The 23,405-nt window shown below is 48.8% G+C and carries 28 protein-coding genes; 20 read left to right on the top strand and 8 right to left on the bottom strand.

Annotation, left to right across the window (positions count from 1 at the left end):
• Nucleotides 1-6: 6 nt before the first annotated feature.
• Nucleotides 7-159 (bottom strand): hypothetical protein, encoded by a 153-nt coding sequence (locus BM202_RS37700; protein ID WP_177236596.1) that lies wholly within the window; start codon nucleotides 157-159, stop codon nucleotides 7-9.
• Between the two features lie 8 nt (nucleotides 160-167).
• Here BM202_RS37700 and BM202_RS34425 point away from each other — a divergent pair, with 8 nt between their 5' ends.
• A complete protein-coding gene (locus BM202_RS34425) occupies nucleotides 168-341 on the top strand; it encodes a DUF1737 domain-containing protein (RefSeq protein WP_093827353.1) in 174 nt (57 codons plus the stop codon).
• A 16-nt stretch (nucleotides 342-357) separates the two neighbouring features.
• Here the strand turns inward: BM202_RS34425 and BM202_RS34420 are convergent, their stop codons facing one another.
• The 3 genes from BM202_RS34420 to BM202_RS37690 all read right to left on the bottom strand — a co-directional run bounded on the left by BM202_RS34420 (nucleotide 358) and on the right by BM202_RS37690 (nucleotide 3,019).
• The gene (locus tag BM202_RS34420; RefSeq protein WP_093834815.1) at nucleotides 358-1,938 is read right to left on the bottom strand and encodes a PQQ-dependent sugar dehydrogenase; all 1,581 of its coding nucleotides are present in this window, start codon (nucleotides 1,936-1,938) and stop codon (nucleotides 358-360) included.
• 414 nt (nucleotides 1,939-2,352) lie between these two features.
• A complete protein-coding gene (locus BM202_RS37695) occupies nucleotides 2,353-2,499 on the bottom strand; it encodes a hypothetical protein (protein WP_177236808.1) in 147 nt (48 codons plus the stop codon).
• Between the two features lie 319 nt (nucleotides 2,500-2,818).
• A complete protein-coding gene (locus BM202_RS37690; protein WP_177236807.1) occupies nucleotides 2,819-3,019 on the bottom strand; it encodes a hypothetical protein in 201 nt (66 codons plus the stop codon).
• A gap of 59 nt (nucleotides 3,020-3,078) precedes the next feature.
• Here BM202_RS37690 and BM202_RS36960 point away from each other — a divergent pair, with 59 nt between their 5' ends.
• From BM202_RS36960 to BM202_RS34395, 4 genes are all read left to right on the top strand, one after another.
• Nucleotides 3,079-3,348: a hypothetical protein gene (locus BM202_RS36960; protein WP_143100859.1), complete on the top strand. Its 270-nt coding sequence runs from the start codon at nucleotides 3,079-3,081 to the stop codon at nucleotides 3,346-3,348.
• A gap of 431 nt (nucleotides 3,349-3,779) precedes the next feature.
• Nucleotides 3,780-4,643, top strand: a complete 864-nt coding sequence (locus BM202_RS34405) for a M23 family metallopeptidase (protein WP_093834809.1) — start codon at nucleotides 3,780-3,782, stop codon at nucleotides 4,641-4,643.
• A 104-nt stretch (nucleotides 4,644-4,747) separates the two neighbouring features.
• Entirely contained in the window at nucleotides 4,748-5,098 is a 351-nt protein-coding gene (locus BM202_RS34400) for a cupin domain-containing protein (RefSeq protein ID WP_093834833.1), read from the top strand.
• A 679-nt stretch (nucleotides 5,099-5,777) separates the two neighbouring features.
• Nucleotides 5,778-6,182: a hypothetical protein gene (locus BM202_RS34395; protein WP_093834808.1), complete on the top strand. Its 405-nt coding sequence runs from the start codon at nucleotides 5,778-5,780 to the stop codon at nucleotides 6,180-6,182.
• A gap of 80 nt (nucleotides 6,183-6,262) precedes the next feature.
• On the opposite strand, the gene BM202_RS36955 is transcribed toward BM202_RS34395, so the two are convergent.
• Entirely contained in the window at nucleotides 6,263-6,532 is a 270-nt protein-coding gene (locus BM202_RS36955) for a hypothetical protein (protein ID WP_143100858.1), read from the bottom strand.
• Between the two features lie 449 nt (nucleotides 6,533-6,981).
• Here BM202_RS36955 and BM202_RS34390 point away from each other — a divergent pair, with 449 nt between their 5' ends.
• Nucleotides 6,982-10,035, top strand: coding sequence for a cadherin repeat domain-containing protein (locus tag BM202_RS34390; RefSeq protein WP_177236806.1), 3,054 nt, complete (start codon nucleotides 6,982-6,984; stop codon nucleotides 10,033-10,035).
• Between the two features lie 112 nt (nucleotides 10,036-10,147).
• Here BM202_RS34390 and BM202_RS37685 read toward each other — a convergent pair whose 3' ends face one another.
• Nucleotides 10,148-10,393, bottom strand: a complete 246-nt coding sequence (locus BM202_RS37685; protein ID WP_093834804.1) for a hypothetical protein — start codon at nucleotides 10,391-10,393, stop codon at nucleotides 10,148-10,150.
• Nucleotides 10,394-10,808: 415 nt separating this feature from the next.
• Between BM202_RS37685 and BM202_RS34380 the strand changes: the two genes are divergently transcribed.
• The 10 genes from BM202_RS34380 (at nucleotide 10,809) to BM202_RS34340 (ending at nucleotide 19,229) form a co-directional block, all read left to right on the top strand.
• Nucleotides 10,809-12,134 carry a site-specific integrase gene (locus tag BM202_RS34380; RefSeq protein ID WP_093834802.1) on the top strand — a complete coding sequence of 442 codons (1,326 nt, stop codon included), beginning with the start codon at nucleotides 10,809-10,811 and terminating at the stop codon, nucleotides 12,132-12,134.
• Nucleotides 12,135-12,139: 5 nt separating this feature from the next.
• Nucleotides 12,140-13,516 (top strand): hypothetical protein, encoded by a 1,377-nt coding sequence (locus BM202_RS34375; protein WP_093834800.1) that lies wholly within the window; start codon nucleotides 12,140-12,142, stop codon nucleotides 13,514-13,516.
• Between the two features lie 91 nt (nucleotides 13,517-13,607).
• Entirely contained in the window at nucleotides 13,608-13,973 is a 366-nt protein-coding gene (locus BM202_RS34370) for a hypothetical protein (RefSeq protein WP_093834798.1), read from the top strand.
• Nucleotides 13,970-14,467, top strand: coding sequence for a hypothetical protein (locus tag BM202_RS34365; RefSeq protein ID WP_093834796.1), 498 nt, complete (start codon nucleotides 13,970-13,972; stop codon nucleotides 14,465-14,467). Before BM202_RS34370 ends, BM202_RS34365 begins: the two co-directional genes overlap by 4 nt.
• 55 nt (nucleotides 14,468-14,522) lie before the next feature.
• Nucleotides 14,523-16,016 carry a DNA primase family protein gene (locus tag BM202_RS34360; RefSeq protein WP_093834794.1) on the top strand — a complete coding sequence of 498 codons (1,494 nt, stop codon included), beginning with the start codon at nucleotides 14,523-14,525 and terminating at the stop codon, nucleotides 16,014-16,016.
• A 144-nt stretch (nucleotides 16,017-16,160) separates the two neighbouring features.
• Nucleotides 16,161-16,379: a hypothetical protein gene (locus BM202_RS36945; protein ID WP_143100857.1), complete on the top strand. Its 219-nt coding sequence runs from the start codon at nucleotides 16,161-16,163 to the stop codon at nucleotides 16,377-16,379.
• Complete coding sequence (locus BM202_RS34355; RefSeq protein ID WP_177236805.1) at nucleotides 16,363-17,925, top strand: DUF6371 domain-containing protein; 1,563 nt, start codon at nucleotides 16,363-16,365, stop codon at nucleotides 17,923-17,925. The genes BM202_RS36945 and BM202_RS34355 overlap by 17 nt, the downstream gene beginning before the upstream one ends.
• Nucleotides 17,922-18,155, top strand: coding sequence for a hypothetical protein (locus BM202_RS34350; RefSeq protein ID WP_093834792.1), 234 nt, complete (start codon nucleotides 17,922-17,924; stop codon nucleotides 18,153-18,155). The genes BM202_RS34355 and BM202_RS34350 overlap by 4 nt, the downstream gene beginning before the upstream one ends.
• Nucleotides 18,156-18,167: 12 nt before the next feature.
• Entirely contained in the window at nucleotides 18,168-18,485 is a 318-nt protein-coding gene (locus BM202_RS34345; RefSeq protein WP_093834790.1) for a hypothetical protein, read from the top strand.
• A 234-nt stretch (nucleotides 18,486-18,719) separates the two neighbouring features.
• Nucleotides 18,720-19,229, top strand: a complete 510-nt coding sequence (locus BM202_RS34340) for a phage terminase small subunit P27 family (protein WP_093834788.1) — start codon at nucleotides 18,720-18,722, stop codon at nucleotides 19,227-19,229.
• A gap of 280 nt (nucleotides 19,230-19,509) precedes the next feature.
• Here BM202_RS34340 and BM202_RS34335 read toward each other — a convergent pair whose 3' ends face one another.
• Nucleotides 19,510-19,758, bottom strand: coding sequence for a hypothetical protein (locus tag BM202_RS34335; RefSeq protein ID WP_093834786.1), 249 nt, complete (start codon nucleotides 19,756-19,758; stop codon nucleotides 19,510-19,512).
• Between the two features lie 129 nt (nucleotides 19,759-19,887).
• Here BM202_RS34335 and BM202_RS34330 point away from each other — a divergent pair, with 129 nt between their 5' ends.
• Genes BM202_RS34330 through BM202_RS34315 form a run of 4 tightly spaced genes read left to right on the top strand, consistent with a single transcriptional unit; the run spans nucleotide 19,888 to nucleotide 23,069 of the window.
• Nucleotides 19,888-20,205 (top strand): HNH endonuclease, encoded by a 318-nt coding sequence (locus tag BM202_RS34330; protein ID WP_093834784.1) that lies wholly within the window; start codon nucleotides 19,888-19,890, stop codon nucleotides 20,203-20,205.
• Between the two features lie 38 nt (nucleotides 20,206-20,243).
• Nucleotides 20,244-20,666, top strand: a complete 423-nt coding sequence (locus BM202_RS34325; RefSeq protein WP_093834782.1) for a hypothetical protein — start codon at nucleotides 20,244-20,246, stop codon at nucleotides 20,664-20,666.
• A gap of 17 nt (nucleotides 20,667-20,683) precedes the next feature.
• Entirely contained in the window at nucleotides 20,684-21,250 is a 567-nt protein-coding gene (locus tag BM202_RS34320; protein WP_143100856.1) for a hypothetical protein, read from the top strand.
• Nucleotides 21,251-21,254: 4 nt separating this feature from the next.
• Nucleotides 21,255-23,069: a tape measure protein gene (locus tag BM202_RS34315; protein WP_093834778.1), complete on the top strand. Its 1,815-nt coding sequence runs from the start codon at nucleotides 21,255-21,257 to the stop codon at nucleotides 23,067-23,069.
• Between the two features lie 17 nt (nucleotides 23,070-23,086).
• Here the strand turns inward: BM202_RS34315 and BM202_RS34310 are convergent.
• The coding region (locus BM202_RS34310) for an integrase core domain-containing protein (RefSeq protein ID WP_143100726.1) at nucleotides 23,087-23,405 on the bottom strand (319 nt) is incomplete at its 5' end.

Raw genomic sequence — 23,405 nt, 5'->3', positions numbered from 1 at the left:
AATTCCTCACACATACCCATCTTTTCGCTTGGTCGGATCGGGTAGCGTCAACCGGACGCCGTAGGCTGTGAATACCCAGGCGTCAATATCGTCGAAGTGATAAACTATTTGTTCAAAAAATAAGCTAAGTTCATTTGCCAGGGTTATCTTTAAAAACAAGCAAGAATATGGAAAAGCAAATAAAAGGGTATAACGCCATTAAGGCCGATGATCCTACAGAGTTAAGTTCGTTAATTCAGGCTGCTATCAATGAGGGATGGCAGCCATTTGGTAGTATTGCGATCGGGGTTCTTCCCAGCCGTATTTACTACGTGCAGGCGCTGGTAAAATATGAGGGCTAATTTACTTCCGCCCGACTTACTTGTTGAAGTACTCAATCCGCTCGGCGTCGGCGTTGTTCGTTAGCTTAACTTCCCCCACTCCACTGCCTTCCACCACGACACTGATATTGAGGTTGCCTTTGGTGTTGCCCGGAGTGAGCTGCCCGCTTAGACCCACCGAGAGTTTACCACTGGTGCCGGTGGTCTGGGTGGTTGTTAATACGTAGGCCGTGGCATTACTAACCCCGTCAAATTGCCATAGACCATTCTGCACTGGGCGGTTGCCTAGACTGGTAGCCGACGGATCAAAGGTTAGGGTCAATAGGGGATCTTTAGTGACATAGACCTTGATAGGGCCACTGGTAGGGACTACATTAAGCTCAAATACATTAACGACCAGGCTGACCGGGCTGGTACCGTTAACGCTGGAAGGCTGGGCGTACAGGATTGTCGCCAGATCAGGGCCCGTGTATTCAATTCGGTAAAGTGACGCGGAGCTCTTACTCAGATAATACAGGTACCCATCCGTACCCAACGTTAACCCTAAACTATTACCAGGCAAGCCCGTAGCAAAGGTAGACCGAACAGCGACTGAGCCGGATAAATCCAGTACGTTTATCCAGTTGTTACAATAATCCTGATAGAAGTATTTTCCGGTAAAGGAAGCGGGATAGCGGGACAGCGTCGGGTTATAAAAAGCGCCCCCGGTGATGGCACAGCCAAAACCATCGCCACTGCCATGGTGATAGGCATAAACAGGGTTGGTGTAGCCCGCATTACTACTTGTCCCTTCGGCACTGGGCCAGCCAAAATTTAGCCCTCCCGTCGTGGCATCGTTGATTTCTTCCCAGGTATTCTCGCCCACATCATTCACAAACAGACGGCCAGTAGTTGGCTGAAATGTCAGCGTATACGGATTGCGTAAACCATAACTCCAGACTCGTTTTTTAGCTTCTGAATCCGCCGTTGGAAAGGGATTGTCGGATGGGGCGCTCCCATCCGGATTAATGCGCAGTACTTTACCTAAATACGTATCTAAATTTTGTGAATTAGCTGAATTGGCATTCTCTCCCACGCCAACATACAGTTTCTGGTCGGGCCCAAATACAATAGTTCCCCCATTGTGATTGGTTGCGGAACTGAGCGGGTTCAACTCCAAAATAATGGTTTCGCTACCGGCTACCGCCACATCCCCATTGGCCGTGAAGCGACTGATCCGGTTATGCACCGTGATCGTTCCGCTCGTGGGGACCGTATAATACAAATATATGTACTGGTTGGTGGCGAAGGCCGGATCGAAAGCGATGCCCAGCAAACCTCGCTCACCTGATGAATTCACGTTGAGCTGTACAAAGGGCGTAGGCAGCAACGTGCCGTTTTTGACAACACGTAAGCTTCCACTTTGTAGGGCCACAAAGATTCGACCGTCTGGGGCAGCCATAGCGACAGTTGGTGCCGTTAGACCGGTGGCAACCGCTACCTGCGTAAAGTTAGTTGGGAACGTCTGGGCAAAGACGGTCTGACCATCAAAGAATACCAGACAACACACGCACAAACTAACTAAGACACTCCCTAAACGATTGGACAGTAGACACTGTGAGCGGGTAAAGCGATTCATACCGGTAGTCGTGTTGGTTTATGATAGCCTATACGTTAGATCACTTATACCCAAGGGATCGTAAATTGTTTAGATAATTTACAATCCTGTTAACTTACTAACTACGAAAACATTGATTACCGTTGAAATCACGCTAATTAGTGGCAGAAATGCTTGATTTAGTGTATAGGGCGTATCGATAATCAATAGCGTAGTTAGGCCATCGCTAACGGTCTATAGATGTAATTTGCCGTACTTTCTAGGCCAGTTGCTCTCAGGTAAATACTCGCTCAGAATGGCTAAAAACGAGCCAGTAGCAATCAATACGCATTGCACCTTATTTCCGTGACTTAGCTCCCCATCTTTTTTGCCCCTCACCAGTGGATTAGGGTGTATGGCTGGTAAGGATAACCCAACGGTGAGCTAAGCTTTTTTCTATTTTCGATTCACTATTTCTCTTATCATCTGCTCGAACTGAATCTGTTTCTGCTTGATGGATTGTAATTCCTGGCTTTGTTGTTGACTGGTCTTTTCTAGTTGAATACTGTACAGCGTTAGCTCTTTAATCTTCTCTAGCAGCATAGCGTTTAGTTTAGCCAGATCCATTCTCTTCTGAGCAACCTCCTCCGCAGAAGGAATACCCGGCAAATGGCCATGCTGGCCAACATAAGAAGCTACTGACGAAAGAGGGCGTAACGCGTATGCCGGACTGAATACCTTGCTCCATTCATTTACATTATTGATCCTGAGCTGATAGCGGGTTGCAAGAACTCCTGCGCGACAAAGTGAGCAGCCTCAACCGGGCCATCAACGCGTATTAGAATAATTTGGAAGCCGCCCACGCTCAGCTCAACTTTCATAACAGCCAGGGGGGCCTCACGAGTGATCGACGGCCTCATGATCATAAATACGCAGGAAAGATTGCGGCTGGGCAACATTCAACTGGTGACGCTACGGGACGTATTATATGGAATTTCTGACTTGGAAGTTCAGCATGATCGAGCCCAACCGGCGCATCCGCAAAGCCGAGCAGATTGCGCCCTCCACCTACCGCACCTACCCCAAGCGCTGGGTATTGATTCAGCAGTTTCTTATTTTTCAAAAGGAGCTCAAAATTCCGGTGCAGAACATTTCCTTTCGAACGGCCACCGAGCTCAAAGAATGGCTCTTAAAGAAAAGCTTCGCCCGCGCCCACGTCCGGTGGGCCTCTGCTACGCCAGTGCGGCTTACTTTTCCAAGCAGCTCAAGTGCATTGCTAGGATATCGGATCTTCGGGACGAGAATGGAACTGTCATTCCCCTTGCCTTTGGGCAGGGGCGGGATACAGGATTAACCCGAAGATCGGTGCAGGGCGCTAACAACATGGCCATTACCAAGCTGGGTGGTTGGGCCTCCCCCACGCCACCAATCGCTACGTTAAGGACGCGGTAGGCATCGTGGGCGGCTTTGTGCCAGGGATTCGGGAGGGGGAGCCGGATTAAGGCCGTGTCTAGGCGTCAGCGTTTGCGCGTAGTCGCTTAATCGGAGTGGATTCGGGCGAGGTAGCATTTTCGGCCGAGTCGTTTAATCATACACGACGGTTGAATTAAGTGTAAACACTTGTTAAGAGTGAGAAAAAGGCCCGGTTCACATGGTTGGATCGGGCCTTATATATTTTAAGTTCGTCACGTAAGTGCTAAGTAGAGGCCATCAATTGGGAGGTGAAATGCCCCTTTAAGATACCAATGGGTTGTGTATGAGTGTTGGGTGTACCATTTTTAAAGTGTCTTCAATGGAGCGCTAGCCTTAAAGACCTGACCTTAGAACATAGCCTGGTCTGAACGGGTTGTTATCTGTATACTGATACACCCCAGGACCAACCTATGGAAGCAATACGCATAATAACTCTATTGGCAGTCTACTTCAGCTTGCCGGTAACACAAGCGCAAACCAAAAAAACACCATCACTTATACCATCCCAATCGGTCAGTGTGGCTCAGGGCCAGGTAGCTCGATGGGCAGGCAACTGCCTGCGCTGTAGTTTAGAGAAACGAGCCTGGGCCCCCGTTAATGGTACCTGCTATTATCCCGTTGATATGGATATGAAGCCAGGGGCCTATACCATCTCCCGGCGCACAACGGGAGGTAAGCTCGAAACGGCTACGCTCCAGGTAGGTTTCAAAGAATGCGTTCAGGAAGACCTGAAAAATTTCCCCAAACAGGAGTACGTTAACGTGTCAGCCCAAAACCAGGCCCGTGCGACCAAAGAAGCCTCACTAGTCAACCCGCTTATCAGCTTTCAATCGAAGGAGCGCCCAGCCGTCTTCGATCTACCGGTAGGCAAGCCTGCTCATAACCTGCCCAAGGGAGAAGGTAACTTTGGCGCTTGCCGGACGTTGAACGGTCAGCCCCGCGACCGCCATACGGGCCAAGACTACCCGGTTGGCATGGGCAAGCCGGTCTTAAGTATCGGGAACGGTCGGGTGTTGCTGGTGGCCAATCACTTTTATAGTGGCAACTCGGTCTATATTGACCATGGTAACGGCTTAATCTCGGAGTATTTTCATTTAAAGAGTTTTTCGGTGAAGGCCAATCAGACCGTTACGAAAGGTCAGTCCATTGGCTCAGTGGGGGAAACAGGCCGGGTAACGGGTCCGCATTTGCATGTTGGGGTTCGCTGGCATGGAGCTTGCATCAATCCCGGCTACTTACTAATTGACCCCTCCGATATGCCGGCCGTCAACTGAACGACATTCTAACCAGGTATTTTTCCCTGGCTAAACTACCTGCTGCGGCAATGCGGCCCTGTAGTAAAGGTTTTAATCAGGTTTTAAGTAATGTTATCCCCTTTATGGAGGCTGCCCCACTGACCCTACTTGATATTCACGAATTAGCGCGCGCTGTCACGGCCCCGTATGCAAATTTCTCGCTAGCCTCCGTCAATGACCATGTGGTAAAAGTCAGCATCATGACTCAACCCTATGAGTGGCATTACCATCCCAATTCGGATGAGACCTTTATCACGATGGATGGGGTCTTAATCATAGAGATGGAATCCGAAACGATCGAGTTACTGCCCGGTCAGCTATTTACCATTCCTAGAAATATCCTTCACCGGACCCGTCCCAAAGGGGAGCGATCGGTGAACCTAACCATCGAACATAGTCAAATACAAACGGTAAATAGGCACCGTTTAAGTTAGCTCCCTTGATTCGCACGATTCTGTATAAACTTTACTAGATACTTAGAGTCGTTCATTTAGGAACAGCAAGTTTTGCGGACCCATTATGATGTGTACTGCCAGCGCAAAGCGTCATCTATATAGTTTGTGCACGAAATGTAGGCCCATCAACCATCTTTTTATTTTTCTTCCCGTTTGTCCATTTCCAGAAACGACTACCAAACCTCCTTTTTAGCCGAATTTGGGAGAAAATAATGAAAGTAATAGATGCCTGAATTCCCGCATTTTCCTTTTATAGGGTAGCAGGCGGAGTGCATTGAGTACATCGAGTCAGTACATTCAAGCAGGCCAAAACGAGAATTTCTCCTTTTTGTAAATTTTTATCCACAGGGTTGGGGGGATGGTTGTGGATAAGGTCAAAAAGGGGTGCATAGGGGCCCTTTTCTGCGTATGGATAAAACGTAGGTCATTACGGGTAGAATGTCCTTTTATGGGGTATTTTAAGTACGCTTAGTATGCTCTGTAGTCTGCTAAACATACCCTTTTGTAGGTTCTGTAGGGTAGCCGTATTAACGTTTCAGTAGTAAATGGGTTTGATTAGCATCTACCAATAGTGCTAAGTTTGTAGTACTGTAAGGCGCAGTCCTGCTAGCTACTCAGAACTGGTTAAATAGGCTCAATTATTACTACTCCCTGCTAAATGGACACTGTCATTAAGCTACTTTATATCCCCCTTGCCCTGCTGGTCATGTATGCCTTCCTATGTTTCTGCCTACATTTTCTGGACTTTGGATGGAAATGTCTTAGTGGTAAATGGTTTCATGAAGGCCTGCCGCTTATTAAAAAAATAAGATCGGGTATCTTTCCTCGGCTTCTGATTGGCTTTGTGCTGACGATTCTACTGTATGGAGGTTTGCGGGATTTATTAGGGTTTGTTCCCCCATCCTGGGGGCGTACAGATGAAGAAGGCGTGCTTCATCCCTACAATCGGCAGATTGCGAGTGTTTTGGCGGTTATCCTGTCGGGCATTACGATGTATAGCTTTAACAAGGCTGACCTTTTTTTTCAAGACCAAGAGCGGAAGGAAAAAAGCAGGGATAGTTAGTATCTACCTAAATCAAGGTGATCTTGCGGCTACAACTACCAGTGCGTCGGGATTATGCTTACGACTCTGGTTGCTCCGAACTACCGACCAGTCGAGGAGAGAGAACTGCTCTTGCTGGCTTTGCTAGTACGCTTCATTTTTCGGCCACTGCTTTTTAATCCACCCTGACTCATGCTAGTTGAGCCTGCTTTAGCACCCGAAACCGTAGCCCCTGTTGAGCCATTTTGTGCCGGTGTTACGCCTGATGTTGGGGTGTCGGTGTCACTACTTCCGGAAGCAGTAGATTGTGCCTGAGCCGTAAAGCTGGTTATAGCCAGCAGTAAAGCGCCTAATAAGAGTCTCTTTTTCATAGCCTTGAGATGGTTTTAAAACCACTACTTATGCTAACCTAATTGATCAGGACATTAATTGACCTGAGGGCCATAACTGAGCAAATGGCTTTAGTATTCGTAAGCAATGGTTTTCATCGGCCCCAAACAAAATGATTCATAAAGACATAAGTCACAACTACCTGTTCGGGCAGGGGCATGAATCAAGTGTGCATTTACTTTTGGACACCAGTAGTTGAATGAATGAGAATATGTCTATCTATAAACTTCAGTTGTTCACACCCTAAATCCGGTTGTTCACATCTTTTCTCCCCACAATCCCTACAGATTCACTAGCTTTCATACCTGATAGTCAATAAATCACTATCAAAATGGTTAGTTAAGTAGAAACCTTTTTACCCTTAAATATGACTAGTCCTTTACCCTCTGTTAATCTAGCTTACTTAAAAAGTCTATGTTTACTCCTCCTGATGCTATCGATTAGCGCTCAGGCGCAGACCGTCACGCTCCAGCAGGAAACATTTGATACAGACGGCGAGCCTAGCCGCTATACATCCAACACGTTTGACCTACGGCCCAAAGGGTCTGCTGATCCCGAGGTTGGCAACGGACTGATCCAGTACTTTGTGCGGGGTACAACCAATCCTTTCTTAAATCCCTACTCGACCGGGACGAGTGACTATTATTCATTCGGGGCTAGCGTAAACATAATCACTTTAAAGAATTTGCAGGGTACCGGCTTCTGGGCCTCGGAATCCGTACGCGGTACATCGGGACTGCCTTCGGGTGATAGGCGCCCGGCAGGTTTTGTGCGTCTCAACTCAATCAATACGACTAACTACAATAGCTTAAAGGTTATAGTAGCATTAGCCTCTCCCCGTGGAGTCCCTAACGCAGGAGCGGGTGCAAGAGGCATTCGAAAGACGGATGCGATACGAATCGATTATTCGTTCAACAACGCGGCCAGTTGGACCACTATTGGCCAATTTCTGGGTGATGAGCTTATTGGGCCTAATGAAAACGGCGAATGGCGGCTAGACGCCAACCTGAATGGGTCGGCCAGCGATGACCGGACGGCGGCTACACCGTCCCCCGCCCTGACTCAGACTTTTCAGGATTTTACCTTTGCTATTCCGGTGTCGGGTAGCTCCCTACTGGTGCGGGTAGTGGTTGATGCCCGGGGCGGCTCGTCAACCGAATTAGCCTTCGACAACATCCGGGTAACGGGTATACTCAGCAACGTACCCCCACCAACCCTGACGGGTATCGAATCAACGACGCTTTCCTATGCCGAAGGAGGAGCCGCTATTCAGCTGACTAATACCCTCACTGCTGGTAACCCGTCTGGCTCTACCCTGACGGGGGCCAAAGTAGCGATTAGCAGTGGCTTTGTCTCCGGTCAGGATGTGCTGGCCTTCACCTCTGCTAATGGTATTACCGGAACGTACACCACCAGCACAGGGGTACTGAGTCTAACTGGAACAGCTTCTCCAGCCGCTTATGCAACCGCTCTGCGCAGTGTGACATACCGCAATAGCAATACGATAAATGCTACGGCGGGCAGTCGCTCCATCGACTTTACCGTGCTCGATGGGCTTAACGGCAGTCCGGCCCAAACGCGCATCCTCGCGGTGAGTTCGGCGCTTAACCTGCCCGCCAGTCTGCCTTACTCCGACGATCTTACCACCGATGGCGAAGGGACCCGCTACAGCAGCAACACTTTTATAGGAGGCAACGGAGCGGCTTTCTTCCGCACTAACATTGCCAGTAATCCTAACGGTCAGTGGAACTCGAACGGCGAAACCCCGACGACCTATACCAACATTAGTAACAATTACTACTGGTACGGGGGTGGTTCAACCAATTCTACGAACCCCGCTCCAGTCCGCCTGGGATTGTTTACTACCCAGCAGGTGAACGGAGCTAACTATGCTAATCTACGTTTCAAGATTCTGTTGGGCGCATCGAGAAACGCCTGGGAAACGCCGGACTACGCCAAAATCTACTACCGCATCAACGGGGGGATCTGGGTGGTGCTAGCCTCCTTCCGCAGCACCGACCAGAACACCCCTACCGGTGTGAGTACCACGGGTAATCTGCGTCAGGATGCCAACCCGGCTAATCCAACCGGCGTGCCCACGGGTCCTCAGTTGACACCCACTTTGACGCTGTTTGATTTTCCTCTACCGGTAGCAGCCAATGGTCAGCTAGTGGATTTTATGATTGAGGACGCCAGCGGCTCGGCCGACGGGGCTGGAGAATCCATTGCTTTCGATTTGATTCAGGTAACGGGCACGCCTAGCAACCCGCCGGTCATCGCCAACCAGACCCGATCCATTGCTGAAAACTCGGGTAATGGGACGGTCGTTGGCGCGGTCATTGCGGCCAGCGACCCCGATGCGGGACAGACGTTAAGTTATGCCATCACGGCAGGCAATACCAACAACACCTTCGCCATCAATGCCGCTACAGGTCAACTCACGGTGGCTAATTCAGCAGTTCTCAATTACGAGGTCACGCCTAGTTATTCGCTGATCGTCCAGGTAAGCGACAATGGCACACCTGTCCTCAGTACTACGGCTACTGTCACCGTGAACGTGATCAATGTCAATGAGCTGGCTCTTAGCATTACTTCTCAGACCAATGTCAGCTGTAACGGGGGAGCTAACGGAACGGCCACCGTCACCGCTACAGGCGAATCCGCCCCCTTCACCTACGTCTGGCGCAACACCACTACCAGCACAATGCTGGCCCAAACTGGCTCTGCGGTGACAGGCCTGACGGCGGGGGCCTATTCGCTCACCGTGACGGCTACCGCTTCAGGGTTTACAGCCAGCACCAGTTTTAGTCTCACTCAGCCCTTGGCGCTCAGCCTGACTCTCTCCTCAACCCGGGTTAGTGCGGCGGACGGCAGCAATGGGACGGCCTCCGTGAGTGTCACCGGCGGAACGCCCGGTTATAGCTACGACTGGACGCCGGGCACTCCCACTGGCGACGGGACGAATGCCATCATCAGCCTGAGCGCGGGGAGTTACAACGTAACGGTCACCGACAGTAAGGAGTGCACGGCGGCTCGCTCGCTCACGGTGACCACAGCGCCGGATCTAACGGTGCTGCTCTACACGACGCCTTCGACTCAGTACGGCACCACGACCATGAGTGTGGTGGTGGAGGTATTTGAATTGAACAGAACGGCCAGCAACGGGGTGGTAACGGTGTTGATTAGCAAAGATCCCAGCGTGGTTTTAAGCTTTAACGGGACCGCAGCGCTGGTGGGCGGCAAAGGGGTGCAAAACGGGAGCTGGACCTTCGATGGAACGTCCAATCCAGACGCGTATGTATTAGCCACGACTCAGGCCTTGGGAGCTGGCAGCAAGCTCTCGGTGGGATTAACGGGCACGCAGACGCCGGTCACCACGCAAGGCAGTTTCACGATGAGTGCCACCATTAGTGGCCTCGCAGGCGATGAGTTAAAGATGATTAATAATATGGATTCAGATAAAGTCGAGTATTTTAAGAAGTAAGAGTGGATACAATTCATACATACAGCCTCGGCACTTGTCGGGGCTGTTTTATTGTGAGCCTTTTTGTAGATTGGATATATGGCATAAACTGGGTTGCCTATGGCCGGTAATGCTAGTGCCAACTGCACCAATCGGCGATACCAGTGGACTGGCTGTAGGAAAGCGAATACGTAGCGTGGGTAATCAGGTAAGTGTTAGGACTGGATTCTGAGGCTCTGGCTCCGTCGGGATTGCCTGGGGCCATATTATCGTCTTGGGTGGGTGTGGTATTGGCCTGAACCGGGACAGATGGTTGCTTACACTGATCGAGTGAGAGAATTAGTAAAAGACCGGTAAGGAGCCGGGAATAATGCTTCATGCTATAGGACATTCTTCGCGGAAAGATCTAAATCGTGTAGAAAGTGAAGGCTAAAACAAATAATTTTTTTTGTTCTCAATCCCTGCGATTAGTAAAAGGCGAACTAGCTACTAAGTTGGAATGCAACCCGCCGTGCAAATCTACATGCTATCATTATGAAAAAAGCCACCTACATATTATTGTAAGTGGCTCATTGCGAAGGGCCTACTCTTGAGCGGGAAATGGGGTTCGAACCCACGGCCTGCAGCTTGGGAAGCTCAGAATGGATGTATTAGGTGGTAATTGATGGTCTTTATATTTGCGTTTAATGTATTGAAAATCAATGTGAATGCTTCGGATAGTATTGGTTAGTTTCGGTTAATATTATATATTTGTTGTACCTAGTGTTGTACCTAAACAGCCTGGGTACAACAGTATGGCGAGGACCACCACCCATAAAGAAGGAAAAGCTACTGTAACGATTATCTACCGCACGGCCAAGACGCTCGCTGATGGGTCGCATCCTTTCTGGGTACGCATTACAAAGGATCGTAAAAGTAAGTTTGTTGCCACTGGACTTAGTTTGCATCCCCAGTACTGGAATGCGGAAAAAGAAAAGATTCGTAGTAGCTACCCAACCGAACGGCGCAAATCCCTGGAAGCTGCCCTAAGAAATTGGGAAGAGAAATACAGCGATGCTGCTGAAATGCTTTCTGAGGCTGATCAAATCCATGACGCTAGCAGCGTAGCCGCTAAAGTCAGTGATGAGCGAAAAACCAGCCGTCAATTTAAACTACTTGCTTACTTCGATGAGCTGATTAGCCAGTTCGAGAAATCCGGCAACGTGGGCAACCGAAAGGTATACCGGGATGTGCAGAATAACCTGAGTCGCTACGTCGGGGAGGGCAAGGACGTTTCTTTCGATCAGGTCACAGTCAAATTCTGCAACGGCTGGGAGACCAAGATGCGATCCGAGGGACTTACTGAGATCACACTATCGGTAAAGTTTCGAACCCTTAGAGCCGTCCTTAACAAAGCTATTGGCAACGGCTATGCGAAGCCTGATAGTTATCCCTTCGCTCGTAATGCGGCTGAAAAGCTAAAGTTTCATGTTGGCAAGTTTGATACTAGAACGACTAAGCGGGCTATAAGTAAAGCTGACATCCGAAAGATTGAAGCTTACGAGCCGACTCAGGACGTTGAAAAATATGCTACCCTCCGCAACACACAGGAGCGGTTGCTGCTGGCTAAGAATCTGTTTTTGTTCTCCTACTACTGCGGGGGTATCAATTTTGTAGACATGGCTGCCCTGCGCTGGTCAAATATTGGTTCGGACCTGGATGGTAAGCCTCGCCTGAGCTACACCCGTCAGAAGACCGGTGGTAAATTCTCAATCAGGCTCGTAGCGCAGACATTGACCATTCTCGATTTCTACCGGCCCCGCCAGCTTAATACCAATGGCTATGTATTTCCAATTTTGAATACAGCCTTACATACTACGCCGACCCAGCGCCATAACCGCTCCAGCAAGATCATGAGCCAGGTTAACCAGGATCTTAAAATAATTGGTGCGGCCGTAGGCATTACTACCCCGCTTACTACCTACGTAGCGCGTCACAGCTTTGCTACGGCCTTAAAACGTTCTGGTGTGACTACCGCTATCATTAGTGAAGCGATGGGTCACAGCGACGAGAGAACGACGCAGATATACCTGTCTGAGTTTGATACCGATTTGATGGATGCCGCTTTTGAAAATTTGTAATTCTGATGGAAGAATATATAAGATACGGTTTGCGTTCATCGGTTGAGGAGTATTTTAAAGACTCTGTAAGTGAAGATTATGATGCCTGTGTATATTCAATTTATGAATTAGCCAGAGATCATAAAGCATTTGCGGATTTAAGGTTGCCCTTGCAAATGTTTGAAGATGCTACAGAAATTTTCGGACTTCGTAGGCACTTTAATACTCCCCACAAGGGAATTGTAGAAATCCTCAGATTAATGGAAGAGGATAAGTATGATATTTTTCAAAGGGCATTCGTGTTTGATTGCCTAATTGGCTACTATAAATTCATCACCAATTTTAACACAAAGCCTATTGTAGATGCATTGGAAACTCAATCAAAAAAGTATGCAGAACTGTGTAAAGCGGAACAGGCAAAAACAGAGAAACTAAGTGATTTGATTGGTATTTTGAGGGGCTTATTCAAACTTTCAATTCACTATTCTAGTCTAGTGCGTTTAGCTTTAAAAACTCCAAAGCCAGCATTTGGTATATTTGGCCCTGATTACCGCAGCATTTATATTTTCTTTGACGAACACCATCCTGATAGTATATATTTTGAGAAGGAAGCTAAAATTAGTTACGGCTTTAAAGATCTATCAGACAAGTTTTTTAGGCAACTAAAGTATCATCTTGAGAGCCTTGAGACAGATCAGGCTAATCGTATATCATTCTTAAAAAAACTATTCAAGAATATACATGTAAGCCCTGATGAGTCTAAAAAGTTGTACACTTTTGGTGAGTATACTCAGTCAGATGATTTTGTAAAAATGCAATCAGAGATAGATATAGATACATGGAAAGAGATTTATGAAATAGGTCTAGTCTGCTTTCAAAGTGCTATAAATGGCTCTTTCATTGGCAATAAAATTGAAGAGGAATTAGCCGCAGATAATTTGTGGATAGAAGGTGGATGGCTAGATCTCAAAAAGAAAGCATTAGATGAGCATAAATCGGCAAGTAATCATATTAATTTAGAAAGTAATTTGAATATTACAGATCAATTGTCGGGCATTCCGCAAGTAAAAGCTCAAACTAGCTCAGCGATAACCCTCTCGTTTGTTGATGCTTTTTTTGATGAAGCCAGAGCATCAGACATAGTAGAAAAACTAAAAAGACTCTATGTAGGTGGAAATTACGATCAATACGCTTATATGTTATATGCTTTATACGATTTAGGATTAATAGCTGATCCTGCCACTGTAAATAAAACAAAGCTGTTTCATCAACTTACGGCTACTTTCGGTGAGATTGGGACTCGACAAAATCTAACTGCTCACATAAACAGGCTAAACGCACCAAATCAGCAGGAAAGCATTGATATCCAAACACATAAGAAGAATATACAAAGGGCAAAATAAGCGGTTTACTTGCAATCTACTTGCAATAAACTTGCTGCAATTAGTGCAAGTGGACCACATATGAATTTTGTGCCGTACTAAAAATACGGCCATGATAGATAATCCATTTGCAGTAATTGATCGCCGGATCAACCGGTTAGAGTCGCTCCTTTTAGAAATTAAGGAGATTATCCACAGTCCCGCATCTGTTGTTAATGACGCCGACATTTATGGAGACTTCCTTTGGCTGCGCAACACATGCCCAGGCATTCCCGCTAGTACCCTACGTATTAAGTCAGCCGCCGGCGAAATCCCTGGTGTTGTTAAATTCGGCAAACGCGTCTTATATGAAAAGGCGCTTGTCCTAAATTGGCTTCGTAGTCAGACAAAACAACCGAGTAATGCTGCCCTGATCGATCAGCAAGCCGAAGAACAGTTCAATCGTCAGCTAGGTAAAAGAGGAGGTGCACGCGTATGAGACAACACCTGATCACCTACCCCAAGGAACGGATACCCAAAGCTGAATCAATAGCCCTCAAACAGCTTGTAGCACTCAAGGAAGTGTACTTATCGCACCGCTACCCGAACGTCCCCGCCAACTTCCGACCAAAGCCCAAATACGAGGACCGTACGGCGAATGGGCTTACGCGCTGTATTCTGGATTTTGTCAAGTTCTCCGGAGGTTTTGCCACCCGTGTTCAATCGCAAGGCCAGTACCGACCAGGCGTCGGTGGTAGAAAAGGAACGTACACCTATGGAACGACTCGCAAAGGCACAGCGGACATTCATGCTGTCATTAACGGCTTGCATCTTTCCTTAGAAGTCAAGGTTGGCCGGGACAAAATGAGTGATGTCCAACGGCAGATGGAAGCCGATATCCAGAAAGCGGGAGGTCATTACTACGTAGCTCGAGATTTCGAGTCCTTCTACAACTGGTTTAACGCCCAGTTTTCCGCTTCACCACTCGCTTAATCACAAAACAAAACCGCCAACGGGGGCATCCGAAGGCGGCTAAAAACTTGACAACATGACGACAATTGCACAAGGCAAAAATACGAGTTTTCGAGCTCGTATGCAATCTGACATCGCCAGCCTGGGCCAGCAGCTAAGACACCAAGCTTATGTTGGACAGCCGCACGAATTACTGATCACCAGTCTACTTGATCAGGTCCAAAAGATTGACTTTCGGGAGCGGGCTGGATTTGACGTCGACGATGAAGATGCCAAACTCAAGAAAGAGCATTATCTGGTGATTATCGTTGAAGAGTTACTGGATTTGGCTAAACGCAACAAATGGCAGCTCTGCCAGCGCGACGGTTCCTTTTATCTGTTCAATGGGGCCTTCTGGAAGCTCATTGATAACGATGAGGTTAAAAACCTGTTGCAGAAAGCGGCTGAACGAATGGGTGCTGATAAGTTCAAAGCTCGTCATTATGAGTTTGCCGATCAACTCTTCAAACAGTTCATTGTGTCGGCGCATCTCTCCGCGCCGAAAGTGAACCGGGACCAGGTTCGGATCAATTTGACAAACGGCACCTTACTAATCGAAGCGGACAAGATCAGTCTTCACCCGCCAGATCCGGATCACTTTATGACCTATCAATTGCCCTTTGCGTACGATCCGGAAGGGCAGGCTCCCACTTGGCTCCGGTACTTAATGAGAGTACTTCCAGAGGCTGAGTTACAAAACGTACTGGCCGAAGGGTTTGGGTATATTTTCATTCCATCCCGCAAGCTCAAACTGGAAAAGATGCTCCTACTGTCGGGGGATGGGTCGAATGGTAAAAGCGTTGCCTTCGAAATATTATCCGCCCTATTAGGACCTGAGAATCTAAGTAGTTACTCGCTTGAAAAACTTACCACCGAAGAAACACACCGGGCCAAGATCAAAGATAAACTAGTCAATTACTGCTCCGAGATCAGTATCAACTTGGAAGCTTCCATGTTTAAGGCGCTGGTGAGTGGTGAGTCCGTTCCTGCCCGTGAACTCTACGGCAAGCCTTTTCATATCGAGAATTACGCTAAGCTGATTGCCAATGCTAATAAATTACCCACCGTTGCCGAACATACGCACGCCTGGTTCCGTAGGTTTTTAATTATTCCCTTCAATGTGACGATCCCCGATCATGAACAGGATACTCAATTAGCCAACAAAATTATTGCCTCGGAACTGCCTGGCGTCCTAAACTGGGTATTGGCCGGATTGCGTCGACTATTGAAACAGGAACACTTTACCAATAGTGAAGCCGTACGAGCCCAGACGGAACTCTACAAGCGTCAGAGCGATACAGTTCGGTTGTTTCTGGATGAATATGGGTACGAGTCGGCTGTGAATCAAGTAATGCCCTTGCAGGACCTTTACCGAGAATACCAGGGCTTTTGTCGAGACGATGGTCACCGTAACCCGGTCAACAAACTCAACTTCCGAAAGCGCATTGAGGGCTTCAATATCCTGACTGGCAATCGCAATATCGGCCGGGTGGTCTTCATTGTCCGTAAGCTTTCCGATACACCGGACTAAAAAAAATACTTTTCTACGCGCTCACTTTTATCACTTTCACCACTTTGGGTCTATTGCTGAGGAAACAGCTAAGAACTCTTCAACCTGGGCTTCGGTGGTGAAAGTGATAAAAGTTAAGGCCCAAACAAATACTTTTTTTTACTCATGGTCAACACACATCTTACTTTCTACCAGCTCTGTTCCTGTGGCTCCTGTGCGATTCCACACAAGCTTGACATTATCCTGCCGGGTACGCCGGATCTCTCGCCTTATCTGGAGATTAACGGTAATGCCTTTACGCTTTACGCAAGCTATACGCATTCCGACGGAACCGTTGAAAACGTCTATCATTCCCTCTTCTCAACTCATGCAAGCAGCCACTAAATCATTTCGCTATCAACTTCCCGCCAAGGCGATCAAGGGCGACTGTCCCGAGTGTGGACCCCGTCACCGCCGAACACTAAGTCGTTACGTTGACGCCCAAACAAGCGAGCCCTTGCCGGAACTATACGGTCGCTGTGACCGGGAAAGCAACTGCGGTTATCACCTAAGCCCGTACCACAAAGGCGCTTCTGGTCTTTCGTATCATGACGAGTTAAAAGCAATGGAGGGCATTGGTCCCATTCCCAAGACCTGGTTTCGCATGGCGGGCAACCTCAAGCGCAAAGGCCACGTACCTCGCTCGGGCGTAATTGATCAACTCGTTCAGATGGAAGGGGCCACACCCGAACAGGCCGAGAAGGTAGCTGCCTTTATCTTCGACAAGCCCGTAGCTCAACAATCCCGGACAAAACCAGAACAACTCGTTTACTGCATTCCCGAGGAAGTATTTCAGCAATCGCTGGGCTTCTACGAGCGCAATCAGTTAGCCCTATTGCTCAAGACCCATCTAGGAGAAGAAACCGCCACAGCGCTTCTCCAACGCTTTCAGGTGGGCACTTCCAGCCGCTGGCCCGGTGCGTGCGTATTCTGGTACATTGACGAGCAGAACCGCAAGCGGGGCGGCCAGATCAAACTGTTTGGCGATGATTTTCACACGGTCAAGTACAAAGACGCACAGGGCGAAACCCGCAGCAAAACCAGCTGGGTCCATTCCGCCCTACTACGTCGCTATACGGAGAAACAAGAGCCCGTTCCTGAATGGCTGAGTGAGTACGAGGAAAAAGCCGAACGTTCCCCCTGCCTGTTTGGCTTGCCCCAGATTCAGCATGCGCCCATCGATCAACCGGTAGCCATTGTGGAAGCCCCCAAGACCGCTATTCTGTGTACTCATTGTTTCCCTGATTTTATCTGGATGGCGGCCGGAGGTAAGTCGTATCTAAACGCTGAACGCTTGGCTCCGCTGAAAGGCCGTAAGATTGTTCTCTTTCCTGATTTAAACGCCTATCAGGATCTAGTGAATGAAAAGGGCCAAGTCAACAAAGGGTGGCTTACCAAAGGGCAGGAACTACAAGCCGAGGGCTTTGATATTTCTGTTAATGATTATCTGGAGAAACTGGCCACCGATGAGGACCGTACGAAAGGACTGGATCTGGCCGATTTCCTGCTAGGCTCCTCGTCCGACAACCGAGCACGGCTGACCTATGCCGATGGAGAAGCTATCTATGGAGAAGTGCTGGAAGTTGACCCCTATGACTCTTACCCCGCGGCTTGGGACGTTTCCACAACTTGTGAATGCATACCCCAGCTTTGGTTTGAAAAGCAAATGCCCACCGCCCGTATCGCTCACCCCCGAGCGCCCCTGGCCTTTGATGCCGCCGAACAATTGCAACGTATACGGTGGTGCGTTATCCCTCTTGGTATTGATGAAGCAGACTACAACCCTGTGCTTGTCCCGAGTCAGAATCGGAGCGAATACGCTAAAATCTTAGGCATCGACTCCGATCAATTACCCCTGTATCAACTCAGTTCTCAATCAACACAACCATGATCAAGATCCATTACGACGACAAATACGAATACTATCTATCTTACTTCGAAGGCATCCCCGTCAAGATTCTTCGGGACCGCAAGACCGGAGAGATTCTCTTCGATGCCGGTAGCGTGGCCGAATGCCTGGGCTACGAATCTACGCAGGCCATGATGAGCGATGATCAGGTACTAGACACGATTAATCAGCACACTCAGGAGACCGGAACCACTCCGTTGCGACGAATCTAACACCTTACAACTATGCTTATCGATTTAGATCAGACCGATGATAGCCCCGATCCAGAACGCATTACCGATCCCATGATACGACGCTATGCCTACCGGTTACACCTACTGACAATGGAGTTATGCGCAGAGACTGAATACTACGAATTGAATCGGGAACAGATCGACCAGTTCATTAACTCGCTCAAGACTATGTTTTATCAACTGGGCTTTGCTGAGGACCTGCAACGGTTAGATGCTGTGCTACGGCTAAGCTTTCCCGGTGACTATTACGGCGAAAACGAAAGTGTAATCTCTATGCTTACTAACTACCCGCTTACGACCAGCAACTAGGACCCAGGGAGGGGTACAGATAGAATCCAGCATCTTGCAGACCATGAATCGCTGTTCCCTTTAATCTGTCTGCGTGCAAAAGTCGGCAGGGGGTTTCTAAACCTTCATATGTTCTGAATCCAGCCAGAACAGACCTCAGGGAGGGGTACCCAAAATCTCTGAACAGGACCCTTGCCACGAATCGCTGCCTAGTCAAAAAAAATCGGTGTCATTTCACAACTAAAAATCATCATCATGCCCAATCTAAAAAAAACCCAGGAAGAGAAGGAATTGACCGGAACAGCCCGAAAAGACCGCGTAGGGGCCGATTCTGTCCAGATTAACCCATTAGAGACTCTACCCGAACCACCTGCCTACCTTAACAAAACGGGACGAAAAGCCTGGAAAAAGTACACAAAAGTGCTCCAAACTGAGCAGTTATTGGTTGAAACGGACCTGGATTCGCTGGGATTGTATTGCATGCACCTGCAAATCGCGGAGGAAGCGGCCGAGGAGTTAAAGAAAGGCGTTGTGCGGGAATGTCGGGATGAAGACGGACGAATTTACTACGCTGAAACCCCGCCACTACTAAAGATTTATAACGAAGCCAGCACCCAGGCTATGAAGTGGGCCAGTCAGTTTGGCTTTACCCCCGTGTCGAGAAAGAACATTCCTGCCGTCAAGAAAAAGCCGACCGAAAGCAAGTTACAGCAGCTCATGGGAAAACGGGGGGACGGTTCAGGAACGGTGTTTAAGATCGCCTGATACCGGAGCAGTCTGGGGATAAGTTCTGCCCTTCTAAGCTGATTATCAAGCGCAGAACCCCCTGCCGACTTTTGACAACACGCCCACAAAACTAGCTAGCGATTCGCGTCAGGTAGACCATTTCGGCAACTTATAAAACAAGTTGTTAACATATGAAAACCATGTGCATCCCCCTCCCTAATTTTGACGGCGCGTATGAAAGACTAAGACAGCGATTCGCGGGCCTTACCTCTCCAGAGATTTTACCCACCCCTCCCTCTTGAAGAATTAGTCCGTCGGCTTACTTCCACCTAGTCACTGGTTGGGCCTTGCTCTTGGGTATTTTATAAATCTTAAGCTGGCCTAAGTCGGCATAATAGGCGGATTCCTCGTCAACGCCGAGTCCAATAATGTTCTCGTAAACGCCTTCTGTGGGCTTGGCCGTCACCCGGCTAATAGTCAATAGAAAGGCGCTCAGTGAGAGTAATACCAGCGAAATCGAAAGGGCAACGACAAGGATACGTTTGCTGATTGGATCAAGTGTTTTCATGGTCGTAGGGGTTTAGGATGTGAAAAGCAACAAGCTCATTCTTAGAATATTAACTATAAATAAAGTCGATTGATATGTGCGTTTATATCAATAATATCTATATCTTTAATAAGCCAATCGATTCTATTTATGCCTACTATCAAAAAGACTATTCGCCCCTGGATGGTGAATCCGCAAAAGCCTACTTCCCGTTGGGCTAATGAAGCCCAGGGCGGGGTGCCGAATCAGTTTTACCGCAATGCGCCGTGGCGACACCTGCGTAAACGCCAACTCGAAAAGCAACCCCTGTGTGAACATTGCTTGCAAAAGAAGATCCTAACCGTGGCTACCGTAGGCGATCACATTAAGCCTATACGCTTTGGTGGAGAACCGCTGGATGAGAATAACGTGATGAGTTTGTGCAAATCCTGCCACGCCCGAAAATCGGCCAAAGAGCGGCATCAGTAAACGACAATCTTTTAAGTAAACAGTAACCAATATATCACATGACAACAGAAGCATTATCAGGAGAAGTAAGTAAGGTGGGCAAGGCGGGCCGCAATTACGTGTTTGGCTTTGGCTGGAGCTGCCGCTACAACCTGGAACAAATCTACGGGCCTGGCCTTAAGGGTATCTTCGAAGATCCCGACCAGGCCAGCGTTATCGCCAATACCCTACTGGCAGCCCTTCAGGCGCGGGCCGCCAATCAGATTCCCGACGGATTTAGCAAAAAGGAAATGTACGCGCTACTCGATGACATAGGCGAGGCGGGCGTTGCTGAGGTCTGGAATGCAGCCAAACAATCAATGGGGTTTATGACCCGGTCACTGGGCCTCAGCGAAGAGGACGTAACCGAACTAGCCGCGGCCGCAACAAAACACCTAAACGAGCCCCAAAACCAACCGACTGGAGCCGACTTATCGCAGTAGCAACCGGGCAAATGGGTATGAGCCTAGCTGAGTTTTGGAATATGCCTCCCCACGCGTTTCAGCTAAAGGTGGAAGGCTTTTTCGAACGGGAGAACCGGACGGGGCTTTACTTCCGGGAAACCTACGCGCTCTTATACAATATCAACCGGGGCGAAAAAACCCAGCCGATTGATGGAAAAGACGTAATCCTTTTAGCCGGTGAGAAAAAATCAAGGGAGCCACGGCATAAAAAAGGCACGTTCGCCAGTATGACGCCCGAGCAACTACAGGCGTGGACGGATCGGGTTAATCAGCAGGAGAAAAAAGAACGGGAAGCGGTTGCGGCGGCCGTTCAGCAACTTATGGAGGTTGGCATTGATCAGGTACCTACGCAAAAGGCTGGCGAAAGCAACCCTGATTATGCGAATCGATTAATCCACCTCAAAGAGAGTACCCCCGTGGCCTGGCCTCAGGTACTTATTGAGACGATTAAAGCCGCTGGCCTGACCGTGCCGGCTTGTAATCCCGGCGAGTCGTGGGCGGCCTATGATGAACGGCTCAAGCAATACTATGAGTCGCTTAAGCCAATAACCCCTAACGAATAAAAATATGGCAGGATCAGCCGTAAATATAGCGTTCGGTGTGACCATTACTGACTTTCTCGCAGGCATTCGAACCATGCGCTCAGAGATAGGTCAATTCACGTCGCAACTTAACACAAACCTAGCCGCGGGCTTTGCCGCTGCCGACCGACAACAACGAATTTTTGACCGGGGCTTAGGCCGTACCGCGGGCAATATGCAGACCTTTGGCCGTAGCGCGTCGGTAGCCTCAGCCGGGTTGGCTTTGCTGGGTGCCACTGCGTTTAAATCCTACGCCGAAATCGACGGAATCCAGCGGGCGCTAACCGTTACAACGGGATCAGTTGAGGAAGCCGGTAAACAGTTCAAAGAATTTAGGGAGCTGGCCAAATTGCCGGGGCTGGGACTTGAGGAGGTAACGCAAGCGGGGCTCCAGTTTGAAACGCTGGGCTATGAGGCCAAAACCGCACAAAAGTACGTCAGTGAGGTTGGTAACGCCATTGCGCTGGGGGGTAAGGGTAAAGCGGAGTTTGGCTCAGTGATCACCCAGTTTACCCAAATGTCAGGCAAAGCGAAGGTGTTAAGTGAAGACTTAAAACCCATCCTGACTGCTTCGCCCGTAATTTCGAAAGCTATTACGGATATGTTCGGCACGGTCGATCCGGAAAAAATATCCGGTATTCTGCAAGCCGCCGGGCGTGGTCCGAAAGAATTTATTGACGACCTGGTTAAAAAGTTATCCCAACTGGAGCGCGTCTCGGGTGGTCCTAAAAATGCCATTGAAAACCTATCCGATTCATTCACCATTGCGGGCTATGAAGCGGGTAAGGCAGCCGATAAAGCGTTTGGATTAACGGCCAAAATTGAGGGGCTGGGTAACTTTGTGAGCACGACGGCTACCCGGTTCGGGGAACTACCCCCGAGTCTTCAGGCGGTTGCGTTTGGGCTCGTTGGTACAGCGGCCGCTATTGGTCCGTTAGCCTTAGGTTTAGGCTCACTGCTTAGCCTGGGGCCTCAGTTTGTGCGGGGCTTCAGTGGTATTGGTTCGGCCCTTACGGCGCTGGTTTCGCCGGTCGGTGTGGTAACGATTGCCATAGGGGCGGCCCTGGGGGCATTCCTGGTGCTGGGTTCGGCTATTTCCAACTATGATGCCAACCTGGAAACCTCAGCCGATAAGGCCAAATTGTTTGCCACTACACACGATTTAATTGCGGCTTCCATTGGTAGCGAAACATCTAAGCTTTCGGCGCTGCTGGGTGTGGCCAGGGATGAGACAATCTCAAAAAAGGCTCGCCAGCGGGCTATCCAAGACCTCAACGCGTTATCCCCTCAATACCTGGGCAATCTCTCCTTAGAGACAATTAACACCGCTCAGGCGACCAGGGCAATCAACCAGTACACTACGGCGCTGCGGTTAAAAGCTAAAATTCAGGTACTCGGGCAACAGGCGGCCGAAACGGATCTTGCTTTAGATAGGGCGCGGGCCAAATCCGCAAAAGACTACGTAGATAACAGCCGCTTTAGTCAGGATCAAATAGCTATCAACATCAAAACCACGGCCTCGTTTAGTCCTCAGGCTGACCGGGCGGCCTTGTTTGATCAGTTGGGTAAGGACCGCAAAAACGCGGAGGTTAGCCGGTTGGCGGATGCGTCAAAACTGATCAATGATGAGATAAAAAAAGCGTATGCCGATGCCGTTAAACAGAACATTACGGTTGAGCCGCCGAAAGTAAAGATTACCGATTATAGCCCATATTTCAACGGCACGGCCAGCGGCATAAAAAACGCTAAGGATGCGCTGAAAGATTTGGCAGAGGAGATTGCCAGCGTGGACTTGCAATAGTATACTGGAGATATTTTTCAGGCAGCCATCTGAGAGGTGTAAAAATAAGATTCCTGTTGAGCGGGAGTTTGGTAATTCAAGCTTGAATGTCTCCGCCGACGATTATACCAGCCCTCAATATACTCGAAGGTGGCTAACCGGGCAGCGGCCCGCGTTGGAAAGTCAGTATGGTTCACTAATTCGCTTTTGAATGTTTTGAAAAAGCTCTCAGCTACTGCATTGTCCCAGCAATTGCCTTTACGACTCATACTTTGCACGACAGGCAGGCCTCTCAACTGATCCCGAAATTCAGTGCAGGCATACTGGACACCACGATCTGAATGAAATAGAAGTTTA

The sequence above is a fragment of the Spirosoma endophyticum genome (assembly GCF_900112365.1).
GTDB classification, from domain to species: domain Bacteria; phylum Bacteroidota; class Bacteroidia; order Cytophagales; family Spirosomataceae; genus Spirosoma; species Spirosoma endophyticum.
Note: the sequence above shows the minus strand (reverse complement) of the source record. Positions and strands in the feature narration are given on the sequence as shown.